22 protein-coding genes and 1 tRNA gene are annotated in these 23240 nt (G+C 39.5%); 10 read left to right on the forward strand and 13 right to left on the reverse strand.

Going from position 1 to position 23240, the window contains the following annotated elements; translation table 11 throughout:
* Positions 1-90 precede the first annotated feature (90 nt).
* Positions 91-702, forward strand: a complete 612-nt coding sequence (locus tag MSVAZ_RS14295; protein ID WP_048122026.1) for a hypothetical protein — start codon at positions 91-93, stop codon at positions 700-702.
* A gap of 58 nt (positions 703-760) precedes the next feature.
* On the opposite strand, the gene MSVAZ_RS14300 is transcribed toward MSVAZ_RS14295, so the two are convergent.
* The gene (locus tag MSVAZ_RS14300; RefSeq protein ID WP_048122028.1) at positions 761-979 is read right to left on the reverse strand and encodes a transcriptional regulator; all 219 of its coding nucleotides are present in this window, start codon (positions 977-979) and stop codon (positions 761-763) included.
* Positions 980-1612: 633 nt separating this feature from the next.
* Between MSVAZ_RS14300 and MSVAZ_RS19700 the strand changes: the two genes are divergently transcribed.
* Entirely contained in the window at positions 1613-2473 is an 861-nt protein-coding gene (locus tag MSVAZ_RS19700; RefSeq protein ID WP_232316112.1) for a PRC-barrel domain-containing protein, read from the forward strand.
* A gap of 296 nt (positions 2474-2769) precedes the next feature.
* Here MSVAZ_RS19700 and MSVAZ_RS14310 read toward each other — a convergent pair whose 3' ends face one another.
* Positions 2770-3909, reverse strand: coding sequence for a DUF362 domain-containing protein (locus tag MSVAZ_RS14310; protein WP_048122031.1), 1140 nt, complete (start codon positions 3907-3909; stop codon positions 2770-2772).
* Positions 3910-4030: 121 nt separating this feature from the next.
* Positions 4031-4438: a helix-turn-helix domain-containing protein gene (locus MSVAZ_RS14315; protein ID WP_048122034.1), complete on the reverse strand. Its 408-nt coding sequence runs from the start codon at positions 4436-4438 to the stop codon at positions 4031-4033.
* A 237-nt stretch (positions 4439-4675) separates the two neighbouring features.
* Here MSVAZ_RS14315 and groES point away from each other — a divergent pair, with 237 nt between their 5' ends.
* From groES to MSVAZ_RS14340, 5 genes are all read left to right on the forward strand, one after another.
* Positions 4676-4954, forward strand: coding sequence for a co-chaperone GroES (groES, locus tag MSVAZ_RS14320; RefSeq protein WP_048122036.1), 279 nt, complete (start codon positions 4676-4678; stop codon positions 4952-4954).
* 148 nt (positions 4955-5102) lie between these two features.
* Complete coding sequence (gene groL, locus MSVAZ_RS14325; RefSeq protein WP_048122038.1) at positions 5103-6713, forward strand: chaperonin GroEL; 1611 nt, start codon at positions 5103-5105, stop codon at positions 6711-6713.
* Positions 6714-7201: 488 nt separating this feature from the next.
* Positions 7202-8029 carry a ribonuclease H family protein gene (locus tag MSVAZ_RS14330; RefSeq protein WP_048122040.1) on the forward strand — a complete coding sequence of 276 codons (828 nt, stop codon included), beginning with the start codon at positions 7202-7204 and terminating at the stop codon, positions 8027-8029.
* 247 nt (positions 8030-8276) lie between these two features.
* Complete coding sequence (locus MSVAZ_RS14335; protein WP_052727995.1) at positions 8277-8918, forward strand: hypothetical protein; 642 nt, start codon at positions 8277-8279, stop codon at positions 8916-8918.
* 266 nt (positions 8919-9184) lie between these two features.
* Positions 9185-10381 carry a pyridoxal phosphate-dependent aminotransferase gene (locus tag MSVAZ_RS14340; protein ID WP_048122042.1) on the forward strand — a complete coding sequence of 399 codons (1197 nt, stop codon included), beginning with the start codon at positions 9185-9187 and terminating at the stop codon, positions 10379-10381.
* 85 nt (positions 10382-10466) lie between these two features.
* Here the strand turns inward: MSVAZ_RS14340 and MSVAZ_RS14345 are convergent, their stop codons facing one another.
* The gene (locus MSVAZ_RS14345; RefSeq protein ID WP_048122044.1) at positions 10467-11231 is read right to left on the reverse strand and encodes a hypothetical protein; all 765 of its coding nucleotides are present in this window, start codon (positions 11229-11231) and stop codon (positions 10467-10469) included.
* Positions 11232-11525: 294 nt separating this feature from the next.
* Between MSVAZ_RS14345 and MSVAZ_RS14350 the strand changes: the two genes are divergently transcribed.
* Positions 11526-12608: an FRG domain-containing protein gene (locus tag MSVAZ_RS14350; RefSeq protein WP_048122046.1), complete on the forward strand. Its 1083-nt coding sequence runs from the start codon at positions 11526-11528 to the stop codon at positions 12606-12608.
* 155 nt (positions 12609-12763) lie between these two features.
* On the opposite strand, the gene MSVAZ_RS20525 is transcribed toward MSVAZ_RS14350, so the two are convergent.
* From MSVAZ_RS20525 to MSVAZ_RS14380, 7 genes are all read right to left on the reverse strand, one after another.
* Entirely contained in the window at positions 12764-13396 is a 633-nt protein-coding gene (locus MSVAZ_RS20525) for a hypothetical protein (RefSeq protein ID WP_157206099.1), read from the reverse strand.
* Positions 13397-13457: 61 nt separating this feature from the next.
* The gene (locus MSVAZ_RS21365; RefSeq protein ID WP_084626155.1) at positions 13458-13907 is read right to left on the reverse strand and encodes a hypothetical protein; all 450 of its coding nucleotides are present in this window, start codon (positions 13905-13907) and stop codon (positions 13458-13460) included.
* Between the two features lie 186 nt (positions 13908-14093).
* A tRNA-Trp gene (locus tag MSVAZ_RS20535) sits at positions 14094-14285 on the reverse strand.
* 175 nt (positions 14286-14460) lie between these two features.
* A complete protein-coding gene (locus MSVAZ_RS14365) occupies positions 14461-15618 on the reverse strand; it encodes an ABC transporter ATP-binding protein (protein WP_052727996.1) in 1158 nt (385 codons plus the stop codon).
* Entirely contained in the window at positions 15615-16292 is a 678-nt protein-coding gene (gene modB, locus MSVAZ_RS14370; RefSeq protein ID WP_048122050.1) for a molybdate ABC transporter permease subunit, read from the reverse strand. The genes MSVAZ_RS14365 and modB overlap by 4 nt, the downstream gene beginning before the upstream one ends.
* Positions 16293-16313: 21 nt before the next feature.
* The gene (gene modA / locus MSVAZ_RS14375; RefSeq protein ID WP_048122052.1) at positions 16314-17168 is read right to left on the reverse strand and encodes a molybdate ABC transporter substrate-binding protein; all 855 of its coding nucleotides are present in this window, start codon (positions 17166-17168) and stop codon (positions 16314-16316) included.
* Positions 17169-17895: 727 nt separating this feature from the next.
* Complete coding sequence (locus MSVAZ_RS14380; RefSeq protein ID WP_048122053.1) at positions 17896-18105, reverse strand: TOBE domain-containing protein; 210 nt, start codon at positions 18103-18105, stop codon at positions 17896-17898.
* 610 nt (positions 18106-18715) lie between these two features.
* On the opposite strand from MSVAZ_RS14380, the gene MSVAZ_RS14385 reads away from it, so the two are divergent.
* Positions 18716-20110: a formylmethanofuran dehydrogenase subunit B gene (locus MSVAZ_RS14385; protein WP_232316113.1), complete on the forward strand. Its 1395-nt coding sequence runs from the start codon at positions 18716-18718 to the stop codon at positions 20108-20110.
* Between the two features lie 112 nt (positions 20111-20222).
* Complete coding sequence (locus MSVAZ_RS14390; RefSeq protein ID WP_048122055.1) at positions 20223-20744, forward strand: gamma carbonic anhydrase family protein; 522 nt, start codon at positions 20223-20225, stop codon at positions 20742-20744.
* A 258-nt stretch (positions 20745-21002) separates the two neighbouring features.
* Here the strand turns inward: MSVAZ_RS14390 and MSVAZ_RS18980 are convergent, their stop codons facing one another.
* Positions 21003-22175 (reverse strand): pentapeptide repeat-containing protein, encoded by a 1173-nt coding sequence (locus tag MSVAZ_RS18980; RefSeq protein ID WP_232316114.1) that lies wholly within the window; start codon positions 22173-22175, stop codon positions 21003-21005.
* Positions 22176-22270: 95 nt separating this feature from the next.
* Positions 22271-23008: a TIGR02391 family protein gene (locus MSVAZ_RS14400; protein ID WP_048122057.1), complete on the reverse strand. Its 738-nt coding sequence runs from the start codon at positions 23006-23008 to the stop codon at positions 22271-22273.
* Positions 23009-23240 lie beyond the last annotated feature (232 nt).

Genomic DNA, 23240 nt, shown 5'->3' on the forward strand with positions numbered 1-23240 from the left:
CTTACCAAAACTTCTTCTTACCAAAACTTTTTCTCTTACCTTATCCAAGTAAAAAAGTCTATTTTTAGTTAGCTTTATGGAGGTGGCTCTATGAAACGCAACACAAAGGAATGGAAAGAAAAAAGAGCCGAGTTTCTAAAAGGTAAGACTTGTGAATGGTGCGGGTCTTCCGACTCTTTATGTATTCACATTCCCAGAGCTTTTTCTCCGGCGCAGGTTAGCTCCGAAATTTATAGTGCTGCCTATGCCAGGTTCAGAGAGATTTACAGGGAGAAGTACCAGAAGTTCGATTCTATCCCTACCGGCAAGCACCGTCACAAAAGCCATCCGACCTGGCATAAAGCTTCAACTGTACATAAAACCGAACCCGACCATACAGACCTTGAGGAGCAATTTATTGAAATTCTCCTTGAAGATTTAGAAGAAGGTAACTTCAAGAAGCTTTATCACGAATGGCTAGAAGAAACCGGAATTAAAGAATTAATTGAAGAAGAAACTAAAAAAGCCGCGGAAGAATGCGAGGCTCTGACAAACGCAATTGTGCTCTGCAAACGCTGTCATTTTGCAAGCCTCAGGGGCATGAATCTCTGCCCTAAATGCAGGAGTAAATATAAGTCTGTAAGCTATGAAACTTGCTTTGACTGCCTGCCTGACGAAAGAAAAGCAGAGTTTAGGAAAAGGCAAAATCGGCAGGCTCCCTGAAAATTCAGAGATTCTCTCTAAGTTGCCCCTTTCATTCCGTGATCTATAAAATTATTGTTCAAAGAAGAGCCCAGCCGCTTCCTCCACATACCCTGCAAGTCCCATTATCAAAAATCCCGGAACCGTTACAGAGAGGACATACTATTGCAGGCTGAGCAACGAGTACATCGCCCTGTCCCCCGCAAACTTCACAAATTTTGCCATTAACATGTCCGGTTCCATTGCAATGAAAACATTTCTCCGGAGCATATTCGGTATCTATATAGGTCTGGAGCATCTTATCACCTTCTAAGGTAAGATTACAGAAATATTATCTGAAAATTCTAATACGTATTTTCGGCTTTATGGGTTAAAAGAGCTTTCAAAAAGATAAAAAGGAAAAGATTATAACTTAATTGCCGGCTTTTCTCCTCTTTCAGGATCTGTAGACCTTATAACATAAATTGTTTAAATATTTTAAAAGAGTATAAAATCGCTGTAAAAAAATGGATTCGTGCAACTAATCGTGTAACTAATTGAAAATTTTCTTATTTAAATTTCGTTTTTTAAGCTGGCAGTTCAAGCAATAATTTTTGTCGCAGGAAAAAGTATTATCCAACGGTTCAGACGATCTGCCAGCTTGATATTCTTAAATATAAAAGAACACTTTCAAATGAACACTTTCAAATGAACACTTTCAAATGAACACTTTCAAATGAACACTTTCAAATGAACACTTTCAAATGAACACTTTCAAATGAACACTTTCAAATGAACACTTTCTCAAAAAACTCGTTACATTTCTGCCTTCTCTTTATTATATTTATCCATGAATTTTTACTGAATAACATAAAATATTACTTTTAATGAGTACGATAGTTATAAGTAACATCAAAAAAATAATATTAATTAAAGGAGATGTTTTGGAGCTGTGTCAGGGGGCGCAGGCTTTGGGACGGATGTCTCCGTAAATATAGGGAGTTGGAATATGGCAGATAGGGATTTTCCGGATTTTTTATCAACAGGCACGATAAAAGGAGGCAAGGTCGTCAATAGGGCAGGAGAGGACCTTGGGAAGATTGAAGAATTAATGATTGACCTTCAAAGTGGAAGGATAGCATACGTCGTATTGTCTTTTAGCGAATTTATGGACCTGGGTGACAAATTTTTTGCTATTCCCTGGCAAACTCTTACACCGAGGCTACAAGAACACGCCTTCTTACTTGGCATTACTAAAGAAATCCTGGAAAAGGAAGGAGGCTTTGAAAAAGGCAACTGGCCTCTGGCTCGTGAAGAACTCGCCGGAACTTATACTTCCTACGGATACCAGCCTTACTGGCAGGTACAAACAGGAATGCCAGAAGAGGCCGAAACTAAAAGGATGACCCGGACGGGAACTATGGCAGGCAGAGACAATCCGGATTTTTTGTCAGCAAGTACAATAAAAGGAGATAAGGTTGTCAATAAAGCAGGAGAGCACCTTGGGAAGATTGAAGAATTAATGATCGACCTTGAGGATGGAAGGGTAGCATATGCTGCACTATCTTTTGGCGGATTTTTGGGCCTGGGCAGTAAGCTATTTGCTATCCCCTGGCAGGCTCTTCAAATGAAACTGCACGATCACGCTATCCTGCTTGATATTCCCAGGGATGTCCTGGAAAAAGCAGAGGGTTTTGATAAAGATCACTGGCCTGTAACTAACCGTGAGTGGCTTTCTGCAATGTACAGCTACTACGGATATCAGCCTTACTGGCAGGCACAGAGAATCGAAAGTCGGCCAGGCAATCTCTGAGCTTTAATCGGATGGCGTATACAGGCATCAATTTACTGTCAAATAGAGATGCGTAGAGATGCTGCTAAATTTGAAGTATAAAAACCTGCAGCCAAAAATTAAACTTGATCAGTTGGGTTTATGGTAAAAGTTTTACATTTTTCATAATTCATAGGACTGACGCAGTTGAACAGGAATATACGCAGTTGAACTGAAAAATCAGCAGCATTAAACCGTTAACTGTTTGAAACGTGGATTTAATCCACAGTCTTTGAAGTAATTGCTTTTGGTCCTCAAGTGCGTAAGTCCTATCATTGTCAGGTTTTACGGCTTAGATTATCTTTTTCTGTCAAAAGCCTTGCAAGCAGTGATTTTTTAATTTCTACCGCATTGCTGGGACAGAGTTCACGACAACAATAACACAGGATGCATTTCTCCTCATTGATCTTAAAACTCCCGTCTTCGAGCCGTTCAATAGCGTGGGGAGAGCAGTTTAAATAGCAAGCTCCACAGTGAGTGCATTTTCTTCTGTTGATCCTGGGATAAATCTTATAATATTTGCCAAGGTTGCGGGTAAGAAAGGAAGGGGCTGTACTGACTCCTCCACTGGATGGTTTGAATTTCATTTTGACTTCTTTTAACGGAGTTCCGACTACAACAGGGCACTGATTTCCAAATCCTTTTTTCATGGCTCCTGCAGTCGTGGGAATTTTGAGAGGGTCAAAACCTATCATTTCCGCAGCAACAATATCCAGGGAAACACAGTCCTGGCTTGCCAGAATTACTCCGGAATTTACGGGCTTCCCATGAGAAGGCCCATTCCCTTCCATGCCTATAACCCCGTCCATAACTGCAAAGCTGGGCCTGACAACCGAATAAAGGTCGGCAACAGCTTCACCAAAAAGATCCCTTTTTCCAAGGAGATGTGTCTCTTTTCGGCACTTTAAAGGAAGAGTTCCGAAAAAGTTCTTGACCGCGCCTGTGTAGTAGGTAAGTTCATGAGTTTTTAATTTTGGGAGGGATATAACTACATCAGCTTCAAGGACAGGATTTGCAATGTATAGTTTGCGGAATTGCAGGGGGTCAGGGACATCTACCAAGGTAAAGCCCGAAGTTTCGAAATTTACTACCTTTGCTCCGGCTTTTCGGGCGGCTTCTTCTATACCTGAAACTTTCAGGGCTTTTGAGGTGGCTCCTGGCCTTGAGATCCCGGCTCCGTCCCCGACTACAGGTCTTCCTCCGGCTTGAAGTACGAACTTACACATTGACGCTACAACTGAAGGATGAGTGGTTACTGCATTTTCAGGAGAAGCAGCCGCAATGATATTTGGTTTAAGGAGCACGCTGTCACCGGGATGGATTATATTATCAAGGCCCCCGAGAAGTTCCAGAGCCTCAGCTATCGCTTTTTCTGTATCAGAATAATCAGGGCAGCAGACTACGGATACTCTATTCACGGCTGAGGAAATAAACGAGTTTATTGTTGAATTTCTTTCCGGTTCAAAGTTTTATTGTTGAATTTCTTTCCGGTTCAAAGTTTTATTGTTGAATTTCTTCTTTATCTCTGTCTTAGTTTTCTCATCTATTTTTGATCCCTATCCTGAGATCTATTTCTTCAGCTATGCTTTCGAGCTCATCAAAAATTCTTTCCGAGTCTTTTCGCATCTCTTTTACTGCAGCTTTCAGGCTTCCCCCGCGTAGATATACCAGGCGTTTTTTTCTGTAAAGGAGACCTGAGTCATTAAGATTCCTGATGTGATGGTTTACTCTGGATATTTTTATCTCAAGGTCTTCAGCAAGGGATTCTGAGGAAGTTATTTGCTCATTTGAAAGTCTATCAAGCAGGGTAAAAACGATCCTGGTCGCGGTATTTTCCGTATCTCTGCCCGAAGAAAAGCCAAAGCTATCGCACAACCATAAAAGGTCGTCTTCCAGACTTTTGACGTGCGGTTTTTCAAGATATTTGAGGATTATCTGTTGGACCATCAGTGTATATTTTACAATAGTCCTTATATTTAATTTCTTTGTATTTTGTTGATATCATTTCGATTTTTTGGGAATCGTATTTATTTTTCCAGTAATTTTTAAATAGGAGTTCCACATTATATGCAGATAGTCAAGCGCATGAGCGCTCAACATATTGATCAATCCCATACTGACTCATAGCTACCAGTTAATGTTCAGCTAACATGGGGTCACTTACACATAAGGAGGAACAATAAAGTGATTATCAAACCTATTGGCGAACGAGTCTTGCTTAAGCACCAGAAGAAACAAGAAGTTACAAAAGGCGGGATCTATATCCCGGAGTCTGCACGGCAGGAGAAAAAGGAAGGTATTGTTATTTCGGTAGGGACTTTTGAAGATGGAAAGGAGCTTCCCCTGAAGAAAGGAGACCGTGTGATCTACGGGGGATATCAGTCAGACGAAATTGAAATTGACGATGAAAAGTACCTTTTTGTCGACTTCAAGGATATTCTGGCAACAATTGCTGAAGAATAATGTTGAACGAGGCCGATCCTGAAGAACATAAGTATGAATGTATTCAGATTTGATTCATGGAGTTTAAGACTATATCCAAAATTTAATACTCCAAATTTAATTGGAGAAAAGATTTGATTCTATTTGACTTTAACCCAGGTGAATACAGATGGCTTCAAAGCAGATAATGTTTGATGAAAATGCAAGAAAGGCACTTTTAAACGGTGTAGATAAAGTTGCAAATACTGTCAAGATAACTCTCGGACCGAAGGGACGTTATGTTGTACTGGACAAAATGACAAAACCTGTGGTCACAAATGACGGGGTAACCATCGCAAAGGAGATCGAGCTTCATGACAAGTTCGAAAATATGGGGGCCAAGCTTGTCAAAGAAGTTGCTTCCAAAACTCAGGATAATACAGGAGATGGAACAACTACTGCAACTCTTCTTGCCCAGAGCATGATCAGGGAAGGCCTGAAAAATATCAGTGCCGGAGCAAACCCGATAGATGTCAAGAAAGGTATTGAGATTGCAACAGAAAAGGTTGTAAGCTATCTCAAGAGCAAGAGTAGTGAGGTAAAAGGTAAGGAGAAAATCGTACAGGTAGCTACGGTTTCTGCAAATAACGATGAAGAGATTGGCAATTTGATCGCGGATGCCATGGAAAGAGTCGGCTACAACGGGGTAATCACGGTTGAAGACTCTAAAACAATGGAGACTAACCTGGACGTTGTAGAAGGAATGCAGTTCGACAGAGGTTTTGTATCTCCTTATATGGCAACTGATTCTGAGAAGATGGTCTGCGAGTTTGAAGACCCTTACGTCCTGATTACGGACAAGAAAATCAACAGCATGAAGCAGATCGTTCCCGTGCTTGAAAAAGTCGCTTCTGAAGGCCGTTCTCTCCTTATTATTGCCGAAGATGTCGATGGAGATGCCCAGGCTGCTCTGATCCTGAATATCATTCGTGGAGCACTGAGGGTCTGTGCTGTCAAGGCTCCAGGATTTGGGAATGAGAGAAAGGAGATGCTTGAAGACATTGCCGTGCTGACCGGCGGGCAAGTAATCAGCGAAGACAAGGGCATGAAACTTGAGGAATTCGATGATTATATGCTCGGAAGTGCCAGAAAAATCACAGTTGACAACCACAAGACCATCATTGTAGAAGGCAAGGGCGAGAAAGCACAGATTAAGGATAGGGTCAAACTCATCGAATCTCAGATTAATATTGCTGACACGGATTACAAGAAGACCGAACTCAAAAAACGCCAGGCAAAGTTAGGAGGCGGGGTCGCAGTAATCAAAGTGGGAGCTGCAACCGAAACCGAGCTGAAAGAGAAAAAGATGAGAATTGATGACGCTCTCAATGCCACAAAAGCCGCAGTTGAAGAAGGTGTGGTTATAGGGGGCGGAATAAGCCTTTTCCGTGCAGCTGCCATTCTGGACTCCCTGAAACTTGAAGGAGACAGAGAGATAGGTGTAAAAATAGTCCAGAGAGCTATCGAGGAACCTGTACGCCAGATCGCTGAAAACGCAGGCAAGGAAGGTGCTGAGGTCGTTGCAACCATCAGGGCTGAACCCCGCGAACTCTTTGGGTACAACGCGAAGAAAGATGTCTTTGAAGACCTCTTTGAAGCAGGTGTCATTGACCCCACAAAAGTAGTCAGAAGCGGCCTCCAGAACGCTGCTTCAATTGCTGGAATGGTACTTACAACCGAAGCTCTTGTCACGGACTTCAATGACGAAAAGGACGAAAAAGCAGCTACAATTATCATCTAATTTTAGCTTTTTTCTTTTTTCCTTTTTTGTTTCTTTTGTCCTATCTTCTTTTTTCTTTACTCTCTTTTTTTCTTTTTACTATTTTTTGTTTCTTTTGTCCTATTTTCTTTTTTCTTTACTCATTTTTGTTCTTTTTACCTTTTTTCGTTTCTTTTGTCCTATCTTCTTTTTTCTTTACTCATTTTTGTTCATTTTACCTTTCTTTGCTTCTTTTGCCCTATTTTCTTTTTTCTTTACTCTCTTTTGTTCTTTTTGCCTTTCGTTGCTTCTTTACTCCTTTTCTGGATTTTCTTCCAGCTTATCTCCCCTTTGCCCTGATTTTTTATTTTACTTATAAGTTATATATTTCGAATATCATATTTTATCAATAACCATAATTATTAATTTGCCATCTTGTAGCCCATCTTGTAAGATTACTGTTTATACATTTGGCCTACGTTTTAATCCAGTTTACAATAAAATCTTCTACTGAACAGGTGAAAATAAGTATGTTTGAGGTTTACTGTGATTCTTCCTTTAATGAAGGCGAAGACTCTTATATTGGTTGTACTGTGCTCCGGGACGGCAAACAGATCCACCAGTCTACAACAAAGGTCCCCGGTGCCCCTAAAAATAACCTTGACTGTGAACTTGAGGCCCTTTCTTTCGCTGTAACTCTTTCTAAAATTTTTTCCGAAAGCGATAGGGACATTACCATTTATAATGATTCTACTGAGGCTGTAAAAGTTTTCCAGAAGGAAAAGCCGGAAATTGAAAAGAAATTTCCGGATCTCAGCATTAATTTTGAATATATTCCACGCGAAAAAGTAAATCAGGCAATTGCAGACAGTTTATCTAAAAAATTTCCGGTATTTTTCCTGAATGTTCCCACCTGTGAGGTTGAATCTTTTTCCCGGAGAGAAGACATTCTTTCCGATATTGCCCGAAACGAGCGTAATATCTTTTATCTGGAGAAAGTCGACGAAAAATCCACGAATAAAAAGACATGCTACAGGTTGATTATCCGTACAATAGATAAAATCCTCTCGAATGACCGGTTTTATCTAATAAAAAAAGGAGGGCCGGGCACGCAGGTAAAAGCCGCAGAAGAGATAAGGAAAGACCTGTCCGACCCGCATTTCGTCTCCTCGATGGAAGCAAAAGGTGTCAGGCTTGAAAACTCCTACTTTCTGCTCACGGACGAAACCTGGGGGCTTCGGGGCACGGACAATCAGACCTGCTCCATTCTTCCAGGCTCAATTTCACACAGGATCATCTGTGACGAAGTAGACCGCTCCCCTGAAAACCTCTTCAGAAGAGCTGAACGCTTCAAGTAATTTTTCTGCCCGAAACCAAACCTGTCTTATTTTTTCGACCAACCGTTGCGCCTGTTTATCACAAACCGTTGCGCCGGTTTATCACGCCGGATAGGGGCCGGGGACAAGAGTCTCAAACTCAAACACTTCTCGGGTTTTCGCTCAAGCCTTTTTTGAAAAGGCTTGCGGGCAAGCAGTTTTTTAAAAAGGCTTGCGAAAGGGCTTGCAGTACCTAATATTTAGGAGTAGTCACTATATACTATATGGGGTGCGAGTTACGGTAGAAGATCCTGAAAATAAGATATGGCAGACTGTCCCCGATGTTCGGCGGGAAACAGGAAAGGAATCTGAAGGAAATGCCAAAGAACCGAAAAAACTCGGTAAAGAAGAGGTTCAGTATGCTGGAGTTCCGGCCGGTGAAGGCTGTATGTCCTGCCTTGAGATGCCTGAAGAGCAACGTAAAAACTTCATCCTGGAGATACAGCAGGCGGCAGAAAAGATACTCAAGGCCCACGGGGTTATCAATGAAGTCTCTGATCTTTTGAAGGGCGAATGGTTCCTTAAGCTTCAGAAATCCGGGTTTGAGAATAAACTGGTTCTTGCAAAATACGGGGAAGAGGTTTCCATAGGGTTTTTTATTTACTCGGACGATGTACCGGTTCCAGATCCGAACCTTGTCTTGCTCTCACGGGATGGGCTCTGGTATCCCCAGAGAATAGAGGAAAAACTTGAGGAAACGGTTTCTTCCTTTTTTGCAGGGGCATATGGAGACTATGACTTCCTTAATATTATTCCTGAAAATCTTGAAAAGTTCCAGGTTTTCCAGCGAGATTTTGCGAAAACACTTGAAAGCCAGGGCTGGAGTGATCCGGAGGTAAAAGTTCTCGAAAAAATCATGCCAAGAAATTAAGCTATCTTATAAACTGGTTTCTGTCTTATAAACGAGTTTCATGCAGAAACTAACTTTTTTCCTCTGTTTTCCCAGGAGTTACCCTTTTTCTAATTCAGGCTTATCAGGATTTGACCTTTTTATTTCTGTTTTCTCAGTTCTGATTTTGTGTTTCCCACAGAATATTTAAATATTGAAAGCATACGCAGTTTCAGATATAACATCAACAGTGTTACTTGCTTTTACTTCAGCTCCTCTCACAATAATCGATTTTCAGAAGGTTTTCTATGTTTTCAATAAATTCCGAATGCATCTTATCAAAAAAATCTGAAGATATCCCTCCTTTCTATGTGATGGAAGTGCTGGAAAGTGCCCAGGCTCTGGAAGCTGAGGGAAGACACATAATCCACCTTGAAGTAGGAGAGCCTGATTTCCCTACAGCTCCCCATATCTGTGAAGCTGCCTGTGCTGCTATTCGCCGGGGAGCCACAAAATACACTCACAGTCAGGGACTTCCTTCGCTCAGAGAGGCAATAGTCGAATCCTACCAGCAGAAGTTCGGAGTCGAACTGAGTCCGGACCAGATTATTGTAACATCCGGCACAAGTCCGGCTCTTTTGATTGTTTTTATGGCTCTGCTTGAGAAAATGGATGAAGTAATAATGTCGAACCCCCATTATGCCTGCTATCCTAACTTCGTGAAATACCTGGGTGGAACTCCTGTTTTTGTTTACACGAGCGAGACAAACGGGTTTGCCCTGGAACCGGAAACAGTAAGGCAGTGCCTGAGCCCGAATACTAAAGCCATCCTGATCAATAGTCCTTCAAATCCTGGAGGGCATGTCATGTCTCCGGAAAATTTGCAGGGCCTTGCCGAGATCGCGGATGAAAGAGGAATTCCTATTGTTTCGGACGAGATTTATCAGGGTTTGATCTATGGCGGGAACGATCATACTATTCTGGAATACACAAAGAACGCCTTTGTCCTGAATGGTTTTTCCAAATTATATGCTATGACAGGCTGGAGGCTCGGTTATATTATCTGTCCTCCTGAATGCGTCCGTGCAATTCAGAAAATTCACCAGAACTTTTTCATCTGCGCCAATTCTTTTGTCCAGGAGGCAGGAATCGCAGCCCTTAAAGGTCCGCAGGATCACGTCGATGAGATGGTCCACACTTACAATACACGCCGCCAGTACATGTTGAAAAGGCTTATAGAAATGGGCCTTGAGGTCCGTAAAGAGCCGATGGGAGCCTTTTATGTCCTTGCCGATGCTCGCAGGTACGGCAGCGACTCTCTGGAACTGAGCCGCCGCATTCTTAACGAGGCTGGCGTTGCAGTTACGCCAGGAATCGATTTCGGAAATGGCGCCGAAGGCTATCTGCGTTTCTCCTATGCCAACAGCATAGAAAATATAAAGGAAGGTATGGACAGGTTGGAAGCTTTTTTGGAAAAAGAGCTTGAAGGATTAGAAATTCTATAACTGAGTTTAGATCAATCCTTCCTTCATTTTCTGACCAATTTTCGTCTTCACTTTTTCTAACCAATTTTATCCTCTAATATTGTTTTTAAAATCCGGAAAGACTGCTCTGAAGCTTGCCGTTTTTTTCCGGGCAGAAAAGCCCTGTTATCATCCAGGTCCCATACGTGAAATGCGTCCCCATGATAAAGTAAAGTTCTTTCTCTTTCATGAAGTCCAAGAAATGCTCTTCTAATTTTCGTTCTAAGGCTGCCGGTTCCTGTTCATCCCTTATAATGTTCCGTACGGTTTCATTGAATTCCCAGTCGAGCAGGATTATTTTATGCCCCCTGCAGGCTTCTTCTCCCTCACACCTGAAGAAAAAACTTATCTCGACAGGCATTCGGGCGGATTTTTCCCCTTTTTCCAGAAAATCTCCTATGAGGTTAAAATACTGCTGCCGGTCATAAGCCTCAGTGCTGTTCACCTTTATCTCGAAATCCAGGACTTCAGGCTTTACCACTCCAAGGCTTGCTCCTTCGAGATTCAGCTTTTCAATAGACGTTACGAGCGGCAGGATAAGCTCCTTTATTTCTCTTTCTTTAAGGGGCTTTTCCAGGTTTATATGACTGAGGACTTTCCTGCTCTCCCACCTGACATCATGCTCAGGTTTAGTAACCGTGACCTCAAGCAGGTCATTCTTTCGGAAATCAACCAGCCCTTCTCCGTATCTGAATCCCAGGGGATAGAGCCTGAGCAGTTCGCCATGTTTATTGATGCCGATAACTCCAACGGCATGTCCGTCCCCATCTTTTTTGCTTTTTTCAGGGGTGGCTCTGACAAGGACAGCTATTTCTTCTTTTTCGCGTTTCAAAATAAGAACCTCGCTTGCTGTTGAGCAGTTTTTTGCAAGTTTGAGCAGGTAGAAGAAGATTGGATCTTCGGGTTATTAACCGTTGGGGAAGTTACGTGAAAGTATTATTTCTTCAAACTCTACTATCTTCAGGCATGAAAAATTAAATTTTTGAGTGTTGATTAGCATGAAAGTATTAAACCTGAGTACAGTGTACCGACTTTTCCGTAAAATCTAAATTTAATATGTTTTTGAGTCAAGAAGTAGAATCTTTTTAAGTTATTGGCTTTATTCTATCAAAAAAGAGGCTAAAAAATGACTATTGATTTCAATGAAACAGATAAATATTTTGAAATTAACTTTTTAAATGAAGAAAAACCGCACTCATTATTATTAGATCTATATTTTAATCCTGCCAAAATTCTGGGCGACTATTTTGAAAAAATTTTTCCTCGAGATATTGAATATCAAAAAAATCATGCGTTAATACCATATACTGTTGACTTTATAGGATGGAATGGATGGTTATTCCGCGGTCACAAAGATGCTGGTTGGAAATTAGAAACCTCATTCGAAAGACTAATCCACAACAGAACTATTTTTAAAAATGATTTTGAAATCGAGACTGACAGAACCAAGTTTAGAGACTATTTTGAAATAGAAATGGGTATGATCAGAGAATTTAGAAGAAAAGTATTCGAATATGCCCCTCATTTAAAAAGCCTACGTGAAGAAGACTATTATGAATGGATTGCAAATATGCAACATTATGGTTGTAAAACAAGATTTTTAGATGTTACCTTTTCGTTTTTTGTTGCATTATATTTTGCAGTTGAAAGTATTGAATTTTCTAAGGTAAACGAGGACAGTAAAAAAGGAATGTTCACTATATGGTTTTTTAATAGAATGTGGATCGAAAAAAGATATAAGGATTTTCTTCCACGTGAAATAATGGATCTATATAATAAATATGATCAATTCGGAAAAGATGTTCGCATACAAGATAAAGTTTTAAACTACGTACCTGATTTGAAAAAACAGAAAAAAGAATTCAAAGACGCATTTAAAACTGTGATTAATATGACCCCTTATTATTTAAACGAAAGGTTAGTAAGACAGAAGGGCTCATTTTTGGTTCCAACAAATCCATACTGTTCATTTGAAGAAAATCTGTTTAATATGATCAAAGATAAAAATGACATTTTTAGAATTATCAAAGTGAATGTTGAATATAATGATAAGTCGTTGTTGTATATGTTGAAATTCCTGGATGAAATGAACAATACTAGCAGTGTACTTTTTAACAGTATTGAAGGCCTATGTAAAAATATTAATTATAAAAGTCTGCTGCCCAATGATTCAATTATCATTTCGCCCAATAAAGGAATTAAGAGCTAAGAAAAACATAAGCAGACCCTGAAAATACGTCTAGGATTAGCGCCAACATTTTTACGAGAATATATAAGTGCGATTATTGCGATGCATAAACAAACCTCAATAATGAAGTCACTGATCGCTTTTAAATGATATCGTTTTTGGGTCGTGTCCTCAAATTATTGAACAGGAACTCTAAATGTTAATAGTTCCTTTAAACTCCATATGTGATCAGTTATTCCTTCTGCCATAGCTGGAGTCCTTTGAAACCATTTTCTATTTCCAGAATCTATTTTTAACCTTAGAGACTTATGAGGTTTTACAAAGTTATACCATGCTTGGAATAAGTCAAATGCTTTCTGATGCATCCTTTTGGTTTTACTGAAATTCATTCCTTTTCTTATAAATCTTGCAAGAGATGTCCTTATCGTAAGGTTTATCCTTTCTACATAAGAAGTTCCAATATAACCATCCGAATCAGCTCCAAGCATTTCGAATATCTCTTCAGGATCTCCAAAGATGATACGTTGAACTGTTTCAACTATATAATTTTTTACCTTTTTTTTCAATACTTTGACATATTTTAAATCGTCAAGTGGAACTATTTTAGGTAGCGGTTTTCTTCCGATGCCTTTGTACTGTGGCAACTCGATTTTACCATAAACGTTTATAAGTGCTTCTTCAAAGGCATCCCAATCATCTGAGGTAAATACAGGGATAGGAGAAGATGGGGAACGCATATTCTCAACTTCTTTAAATAACTCTATAGCATCCTCTGTACTACGTTTTCCTTCATGATGAGAAAGAAGCAATCTTGTGTCACTTTTGATTGCTGTAAGTGAATATACGTCACCATACTCTTCAGAATCTTCTTCAGTAACATTTTTTTGCTTTTTTTATATATGACCAGATCTCATCAACCTCTACTCTCGTAAGATTAAGATTTTTGAGGAAATAAGTTGTAACTTCTTCTGCATGCCTTCCTGCAATCTCAAGCCATCTGCAAATTGTATCTTTACTATGTCCAGTAGCTCTTGCAACTCCACGGATACTTCCTTTTTCAGGAATCATAGCTATTGTCCTTAGAACTTCTTCATCAGAAGTGTTGAGTTCGAAAAATATTGTACCTCTAGTTTCACTAAAACATTTTTTACAAGTTTTACATTTAAGAAGCAAATGGTTATTTTTACCATATCTTTCTTTAAGAACTATATTCCCTTGATTTTTAATTCCATAATCAGTGCAGTCTTTGTTCCAGCAAAAAAATTGTGAAAAATCTATTTCAGAAGTAATTAAGATGCCCCCAAATAATAATAGATTCAAGATTATATAAAACTAAGTCAATGATTTAGGGACACGACCCGTTTTTGATCTCTAAACATCATATAGTTGCTTTTACTTTCTGCACATTCCAGTAAATGAACCATTGCAAAGAGTAATGTAAAAAAGTATGTATGAAAAAAAATCTTAAAAGAAAATGTATAAAGAATTTAAAGTAAAGAAAAAACGTGGGGCTGGTGAGATTCGAACTCACGATCGACGGGTATCTCCGAACAACTGCTTACACAGTTTTCTGGTGAGCATCTATCAGTGCTCCAACGGTTCCTCATTATCTTGCCCCGTCGGGAAAGACTCAGTATACCCGTTGTTCATCATTTATCCGCTGGAGCCCATCGCCATGCCGGGCTAGGCCACAGCCCCTTTACAAGGATACTCAAATATCTTTTCTCTATTAAATACTTAACGGCAGGAAATGATGTTTTTCCGGAAATAAGAGGTTAATTTTAAGAAATTGAATGTAAATGTCCTGTTCAAAATAGAATATGTTAGAATAGATGCGTTATTTTCCAGTCCTAATCTATGTGGTATTTTCGAGTTATAAGCTACGGAACGCAACCACTTTACTCGTTTCCAGTTTAACTAGGCATAAACCACCTGCACACAGCTTCATGGAATCAACAAATTGCGCAGGAACTTCTGCAATCAGAGTTTTGTTTTGTCTGACAAGCTTAAGTGTGATTCGTTTTCTTGGCCCTTTACTGATGATGCTATTGACATGTGCAGAATAGACATTTTCATCATGATTTTCAGGACCAGAACCCGGTAAAAGAAGAGTTATGTTCTCGGGATGTATTCCCCAGGAAACTTTATCTCCAGGTTTGAGGTTTTGAGATTTTACTTTTATTCTCATATCCTCGCTTTTTAATATTATATTTTTTGATTCTTCATCATACCTTTCTACTTTAGCTTCATCAAAAATATTTGACAGGCCAATGAGGTCTGCCACATGCCGGTTTTCAGGATGGTAAAAAATTTCTTCCGGAGTTCCAAACTGCTGAGCCTTTCCTCCGTGCAAGATAAGGATTTTATCAGCCAGCAGGAAAGCTTCTTCAAAGTTGTGGGTGATGAATAGCAACGGTATTCCAATCTTGTTTTGTAAATTTTTTATTTTTTCGGCAAGTTTGGTTCTTATTCCCATATCAAGTGCGGAGAACGGTTCATCCAGAAGCAAAATCCCAGGTTTGGGAGCAAGAGCCCTTGCCAGAGCAACTCTCTGCTTCTGCCCGCCTGATAGCTGCGACGGGTAACGGGTTTCCAGTTCTTCAATATGGAGAAGATCCAGCATTTCCGCAACCCTTACTTCCTTGTTCTCTTTTTCCCAGCCTTTGAGGCCGCATTCTATGTTTTTTCTAACATTCATGTGAGGAAAGAGGGTATAGTTCTGAAAAACATAGCCAAGATTGCGTTTCTGGATGGGCAGGTTAATTTTCTGGTTTTTGTCGTAGTAAACTTTACTTCCCACAGTTATTTTTCCATCATCAGGTTCCGTGATACCTGAAATACATTTGAACAACGTGGTTTTTCCTGATCCTGAAGGCCCAAAAAGTACGACAAGTTCGTTTCCCATTTCAAAGCTGATATCTAACGTAAAAGCTTTCTTAGTACTTGTAAAAGCTTGCTTAGTACTTTTTTTGCCATTGATTTCAGTTTCGTTATACTGTTTTTTAAGGTCAACTTTTACGCCCAATCTCATACCTCAAGTTTTCCTACGAATCTGCCGGTCAGTGCAATGGTCAGCAGGGACATAAAGACCAGGATTAACACAAGCAGATTGGCAAGTTCGTTATTGCCTGCCTGAAATGCGCTGTATATTGAAATCGACATTGTGTTCGTTTTTCCCGGGATATTTCCTGCCAGCATGAGAGTTGCCCCGAATTCTCCAATAGCCCTGGCAAAACTGAGTATCAGTCCTGCCAGTATTCCCTTTTTTGCAAGAGGGATTGTTATTTGCATAGCAGTCTCAAGTTCACTTTTTCCAAGGATATAGGCAGCATACTCTATTTCCCTGTCCACTCCTTCAATGGCAGCTTTTGCGGTATGTACCATGAGAGGAAGGGAAACCGTATAAGCCGCAATAACTGCTGCCTGCCAGGTAAACATTATCCCGGTTCCCAGAGCATTGAAAATTATCTGTCCGAGAAACCCATTTCTTCCCACCAGAATCACAAGAATGTAACCAATTACAGTGGGGGGAAGGACAAGGGGAAGGGTCACGAATAACTCCGCAAGCCCTTTTCCCCGAAAATCACGCCTTGCAAACACGTAGGCTATGGTTACACCACTACAAAGTACGAGAATAGACGATATGGCTGCTACCCGGAGCGTAAGAGATAAAGGAAACCATATCTTGTCCAGCATGGAAATCATTTTTTGTTTTTAACTTGTTTTTTATTCGGATTCGGGAGTAAATCCGTATTTTTCCAGTATTTCCTGTCCTTCTTCTCCAGTTACGAAATCCACGAATTCCTGTGCTTCTTCTTTGTTATCAGAAGCAGAAACTAAGGCTATAGGATAACTGATGGAAGTATTAACAGGGACGGTAGCAACGATTTTTATAGTTCCGGGGTCTGCGGTCTTTGCATCGGTCATGTACACAAAACCTGCATCAACCTCTCCTCTTTCCACGTATGTGAGTACTTGTTTAACGTCTTCAGCTAGTATCGTCTTATCTTTTAGCTGGTCCCAGAGTCCTGCTTCGGTCAATGCCTGAGTTGCATATTTGCCTACAGGAGCAGTTTCGGGGTTTCCAATGCTGATTTTTCCCACATCTGAGGCTGTCAGGTCTTTTATTCCGGTTATATTAAGATCGCTGTTTGCAGGGACTATGAGCACAAGGGAGTTCTCAGCAAAGTCTTTCCTTGTACTGTTGTCGATAAGGGTCTCATTGGCAAGCATGTCCATGTTTTTCTGGTCAGCAGAAGCAAAAACATCAACTGGAGCTCCTCCTTCTATTTGCTTACGCAGATTTCCTGACCCTGCAAAATTTAAATTCACATCCGTGCCAGGGTTTTCAGTTTCAAACTGAGATTCCATATCCGTAAAAGCTTCGGTAAGGCTGGCAGCGGCAGATACTGTTATAGCGTCAGGGTTCTGCCCAGAAACCGACGTTTCATTTGTGGCTGTAACAGTTTCGTTTGTGACTGGAGTAACAGTTTCGTTTGTAGCTTCATTTCCATTACCAGTACACCCTATTGCAAGGAATACTCCTAATATTACTAACAGAACTATCAGTTCTTTTCTCATACTTTCACCTACTCAAAATATTATTATAATTAAGTACTTACGCGGTTGAACTCAGAATCGAGAACAATGAACTCTCGGCAGTATAATCACTCCTCACTTTTTTGTATTTTTTCATATTAAGGTATTCAAAACCGGTAAAGTTGATGTAATAAAATTTACTCTAGTTATTATGGGTTTATTTATTTCAACTCACGATTTTCTGGCTAATTTTTCTAATTACATGAAGATAAGTTAAAGTAATTTTTATAAAAAAGCTTCAATCACTTGGGTCATATATAAAATAAATGCAGATGAGTCAATCTATTATTTTTAGGAGTTTATTGATACTGACGCTCTATAAGCAAATTTTCCGTGGGATGGTCTGCATTATGAAGTTAAGTATACAGAACACGGCAATACAGATGGAACTTTTTCAAATGTGTTAAGTTAGACCTATACTATGCAGATATGCGTAGATATGCATAGATATATATAGATATGTACAGACATACACAGCTGTAATACTTGTTTATTTCTTATTAAACGAGTGTTGATATTACCAGACAGTTTTTTGCGCTTCTGCGGAATGAGAAATTAATTATTTTTGACTATACATCCTCATCAATTGCTGAATTAGGGCTCTTCGCCATTTCCTATAGATAAGACGATTTTCAATTCAAGGTCGCGTTGGTTTTTATGTGAACATTATGAAGATATCCACACAAAACAACGAAGAGCCAAAATACAGTTAGTCTGTGGCTATCATCACACTTGAGGCTTTGAATGCTGCGTAAACCTCGCTTCCTACTTTTAAGTTCAGATTTTCAGCTGATGTTTTTGTGATGATAGAAGTGATTTCCGTTCCCTCTGGCAATTCAATTACGATTTCAGTGTTTACCATTCCGGGGATAATGCTTTTAACCTTACCTTTTAAAACATTGCGTGCGCTTAGTTTCATATTTGATCCTCCTTTTCAAGACGGAAGTTAAATTCCTTCAGCTATTATATAAACATATCTAAATATGAACCTTACGAACTTAATAAGATCAGTTTCCCATCTATGATCCACATTTGAAAAGAAACATGAAATCCCCACTCAAAAAAGTGAGTTGCCGATATGTTTATATTTGAGTTGTAAATTTATTTCTTAATGTAAATTCTTTATATGAAATGCATGAATTTGAAAGAGAAAATAGTTTACTGGTAGTGAATGTAGGTCTGGAAATCTACTAACTGGTAAACGACAGCAAAAGACTTGAACACGGTTTTTTTCTATTGGGATCTGGAAAGTTATGGTCTCTCCTGAATTCCCCCACCCGTCTTCCAGGATGCAGGGAAAAAGGCGTATTCCTCAAAACCTGTTGACATTGAAGTACTAGTTCATAAAAATGAAACAGTGTTATGAAATTACTGTGCACTGTTCATTCGCATGAAAACGAACTGCTGTACAGTTGCATAGAACAATGTTAAGAGGTAAGTAAAATGCAAGATGAAACATTACTATCAATTTTTTCGGAAAAGTGCACCGAGGACACAATATTAAAATTTTATGCCGGAGAGCAGTGAGTATGATTCACAAAAACATAGTCTGTCCGGTTTGCGGAGCTGCCTGCGATGATATCCAGGTTGAAATCAAGAACGGAAAGATTGAAGCTAAAAATGTATGTAAGATGGGAATTTCCAGATTTAATGAGATAACAAGTCCCCGAAGATTTAAGCAGCCCCTTCTAAAGTTCGGAGGAAAACTAAGGCCGGTTTCCTGGGACGGAGCCCTTCAGATAGCCGCAGACATCCTGTTTTCGGCAAAACGCCCCCTAATTTCCATAGGCAGCGAAACTTCCTGCGAAGCACATGAAGTGGGGCTTATGATAGGGGAATATCTGGGTGCAATCGTTGATACAATCGGCAATGGGGCCACAGTGATGGGAACTCAGGAAGCTGGAAAAGTCGGTGCAACTGAAGGACAGAAGAAAAACAGGGCCGACCTTCTGGTTTACTGGGGGACCAATCCACTTGAATCCATGCCCAGGCAAATGTCCAGATATGGGGTTTTCCCGAGAGGTTACTGGACAAAACGCGGGCGTTTTGACAGGACAATCATTACTGTAGACCCAAGAAAAACTCTAACTGCTAAAGCTTCTGACCTGCACGTGCAGCTTAAACCGGACTCCGACTATGAGCTAATAAGTGCACTCCTAACGCTTTTACATGGAAAAACGCCTCATCATTCCATAGAAAAGATAACAGGAGTTCCCGTTTCTGTTATGGAAGAGATGCTTAATATGATGAAGAACTGCAACTTTGGGACTATCTCAGTTGGAGTTGGACTGTCTTCATCCCCCGGGAAGTACAGGAATATTGAAATTGCCATGAACCTTGTGAAAGAGCTGAACAAATATTCCAAATTTACCATTGGAGTTATCCGCAGTAACTGCAACGCTGCAGGTTTTAATCAGGTTGCTTCCTACATGTACGGTTATCCCTTCGGGCTTGACTTCATGCGCGGACACCCACGTTACAACCCTGGAGAATTCACAACCGTAGATTTGCTTCGAGAAAAGGACGTGGATGCAGCTTTCATAATATGTGCCGATCTTTTGAGTCAGGTACCCCCTGACTGTGCAGCTTACCTTAAAGAAATTCCTTTGATCTGCCTGGATACAATTCCCTGCCCAACTACGTCTATCTCAGACATTGTGCTTCCGGGAGTCGTTGACTCCATGGAATGTGAAGGGACTTTCTACAGGCTTGACGATGTGCCTATTTACTTTGAACCGTTCCTCGATTCTCCATTTAAATTCACTCAGAGTAATGAAGATACCTTAAAACAGCTCTTTGAGATAATAAAAGGGAAACAAAACCAGGACAGTATTTATCAGGACAGTATTTTTCCGGTTACATACATTGATGACCCTAAAACTCAAAATTGCTCTTCTGGATCTCAGATTTCGAGTGTTCAGTAAAGTTTCTAAGAATGGAAAATAATTCTGAAACCTTATTGGTTTCAGAATTAAATTGGTTTGAGATAAGCTCTATACAAATTAATTTTCCTGATACACAAAAAGGAGAAATTCGATGATAACGAATTACAAAGACAAAAACCCGAAAATATCAAAGACAGTTTTCGTTGCCGATTCTGCGGATATCATCGGGGATGTAGAAATTGGGGATTATTCAAGTATATGGTTTAATGCCACAGTCCGAGGAGACCAAAATAAAATAACAATTGGAAACCGAACAAGTATCCAGGATAATGTGGTAATTCATGTAGACCATGTTAATGAGGTCCAAATCGGAGATAATGTTACTGTAGGACACGGAGCTGTACTCCACGGTTGCAGAATCGAAAATAATGTGATTATAGGGATGAATTCTACAGTATTGAATGGCGCTGAAATAGGGAAAAATTCCATTGTCGGTGCAAACGCACTGGTTCCTGAAGGAAAAAAATTTCCTGAAAGAAGCCTGATCATTGGAGTTCCGGGGAAAGTAAAAAGAGAACTCGAAGAAGTAGAAATCGAGGCTATATCAAGAAATGCCGAAGAGTATGTAGAACTTACAAAGGAATACAAGGAAAAGAGCAAAGTTAGTGTTTAAGTTAATAGCTTTTCGTTGAGCTTTTAACTTAAAAATTCACTTTTTTTGAGCGTTTAACTTAAAGATTAGCGCCCAGGGCAGAATTTGAACCTGCGCTCCCCCAAAGAGGAAACGGTTTTCGAGACCGTCGACTTACCATAGTGTCTGAACACGAATTTTGCAGGTTCATAGCCCATTTTCGTTCATTTGTTGTTATAAAATTAAATTTGAAAAGGCAGCGTATAAACCATTTTCTTTATGAGTTCTTGCTCTTTTTTATTAAGTTTCTGTAATTCGATTTGGTTCTTTGTTCTTATTCTTCGGGTTCTCATCCAAAAGGGAACCAAAGCCTTTCGCTCTTACTTCTTCTTCTAGCCCTTCGTCTAATTCAGCCTTGTAAAGAGTTTTCGCCTTGGAAAGCTGGTCAACTGTTAGTTTTTTTGCTTCTTTTAGTTTCGCGTATTCAAGGTTAGCATTTTTAAGACTCGCTCCTTCAAGATTTGTTCCTTCAAAGTAAGCACCACCAAGATAAGTTCTCTCAAGATTAGCTCCTGAAAGGTTTACATCTTTAAGATTAGTCCTGTCAAGATTAGCACCCATAAGGTCAGCATCTTCAAGATTAGCTCCTTCAAGATCTACCCTTTCAAAATTTGCTAATACAGGGATAGCCCCTTGAAGGTTGATTCCTTGAAGGAAAGCCTTTCTGAAATCTGCTCCAATAAGGTAAACCCCTTTAAGCTTAGCATCTACAAGGTTAGCTCCTTTAAGGTAAGTTCCTGTAAGGTTAGCTCCTGAAAGATCAGCATCAACAAAGACAACCTCTTGAAGGTTAGCATCTTCTAGATCAGCATCTTGAAGGTTAGCTTCTCTAAAGTTTGCTCCTCCAAGGTAAGCCCACTTAAGGTTAGCCCCTTGAAGATTGGCTCCTTGAAAGTTAGCTTCTCGTAGGTTAGTTTCTCGTAAATCTAGATGGTCATCCTCGTCAGAATTAAAGAAACACCTGCGTCTTCTAATCACAGTAATGATTGCGTGAATGTCCAAAGAGACTCTATCTTGCATTTTTCTGTCTTCAATTTCTATACTCTCTTTATGAGCATTGGAATATTCAAAATGAAAGGTTCTTTCCCCATATTCAACTTGTGAATTCTTTCTCAGGTAGGCTGTTAAGTTTTCCATTATTGGCCAGTAGTACTCGTCTGATTTGTCTGCTATTATTTTCAGAGAGGATATTGCACCCAAGCGAATTTCTATAGCTGGATTCCCTTCTTTATCTACTGCTCCTAATTGTTCAACCGCTCTAGTAAAATGCTCTGTTATCTGGTTTTCCTGAGTGACAATTATACTTTTATCAGTAGCAGATGCTTGATTTTCCGTAACATGAGTTTGTTTACGAGTATAGTATAAACTAATAATGCCGACAATAACACCTAAGATGGTTATTATTAAACTCAAATCCATGTTTTACGCCTAAATTCGAGAATCTCAGTCTTTTACCAGTAAATGCTTTTGTCTCTATCCACTATAAGAAAAAGCTACTAATCACATTATCACTTACAATCCTGACTAAAATAAACAGCCTCATCCAACTTTTTCATTAAGAATGACACAAAACTCAGTATATCTAGACATTCTTCTTTTGTAATTGGCCAGAGATGTGCAGGTTCATGAGCGGTTGGATTCCTTATAGCTCGCATTAGGCCAGCAGACAAAAAGCCGATACCTTCTTGAACATTTTTATCAGTAAGTGATATACATTTTGTTACTTTCAATGTTCCTTTTTCAGGATTCCAAACCTGAAGCATTAGAGCCTCACCATCTTTAGTACTTTGAGATTTGACTTGAACAAGTTTGTGATAGATTTTAGCTGCTTCAAAGACTGCATGAAAGTAATGACCGTCAAAGTATAGCTTGCTGCAATTTTTCACAATTTCAGGATGAAATTTTCTGTTAGTGAATTCACTTAATTCTTTTTTACTGACTTCTGTGATGCCTGCGTTAGTCAAAAGGTTGTTTATCTGTTCTTTATTTTCATCAGGAACGATCAAATCAAGAAATTTACACAAAAATTTATTTCGTTCATCAGGTGTCAGTTTCTGTTTTGCTAAAGTCAATATCCAATCGTGTATCTTCTTTGCTCTTACAGAACTAATGGAGTCATTCGGAAAGTCTTCGCAGTTAAAGGAAAAAACAGAATTTGCTGCTCTATCTATTTCTTTTACAGAAGTAGAATATTTTAGAGCATCACCGATTTGGATTGCAATAAGCCTGTAGTTTTGGGAATCCATGCATCATTCTCCTCAAAGATGGCATTACGATTGTGAAAACACTCATTTGAATTTACAAATTAAATCATATAAAATTGGAAAAAGTTTGTTGGCATAATACTCATTATTCCACTGATATGAAAACAATCTTATCATAAAAATCAAACTGTCAAATTCAAGTTTAACGCAGTAGTTTACCAGATGAAAAGAAAAATTTCTGTCTGTTTAGGATTCTTTTGAGTCAAGCAAACAA

The organism is Methanosarcina vacuolata Z-761 (assembly GCF_000969905.1).
In the GTDB taxonomy this organism is placed as follows: domain Archaea; phylum Halobacteriota; class Methanosarcinia; order Methanosarcinales; family Methanosarcinaceae; genus Methanosarcina; species Methanosarcina vacuolata.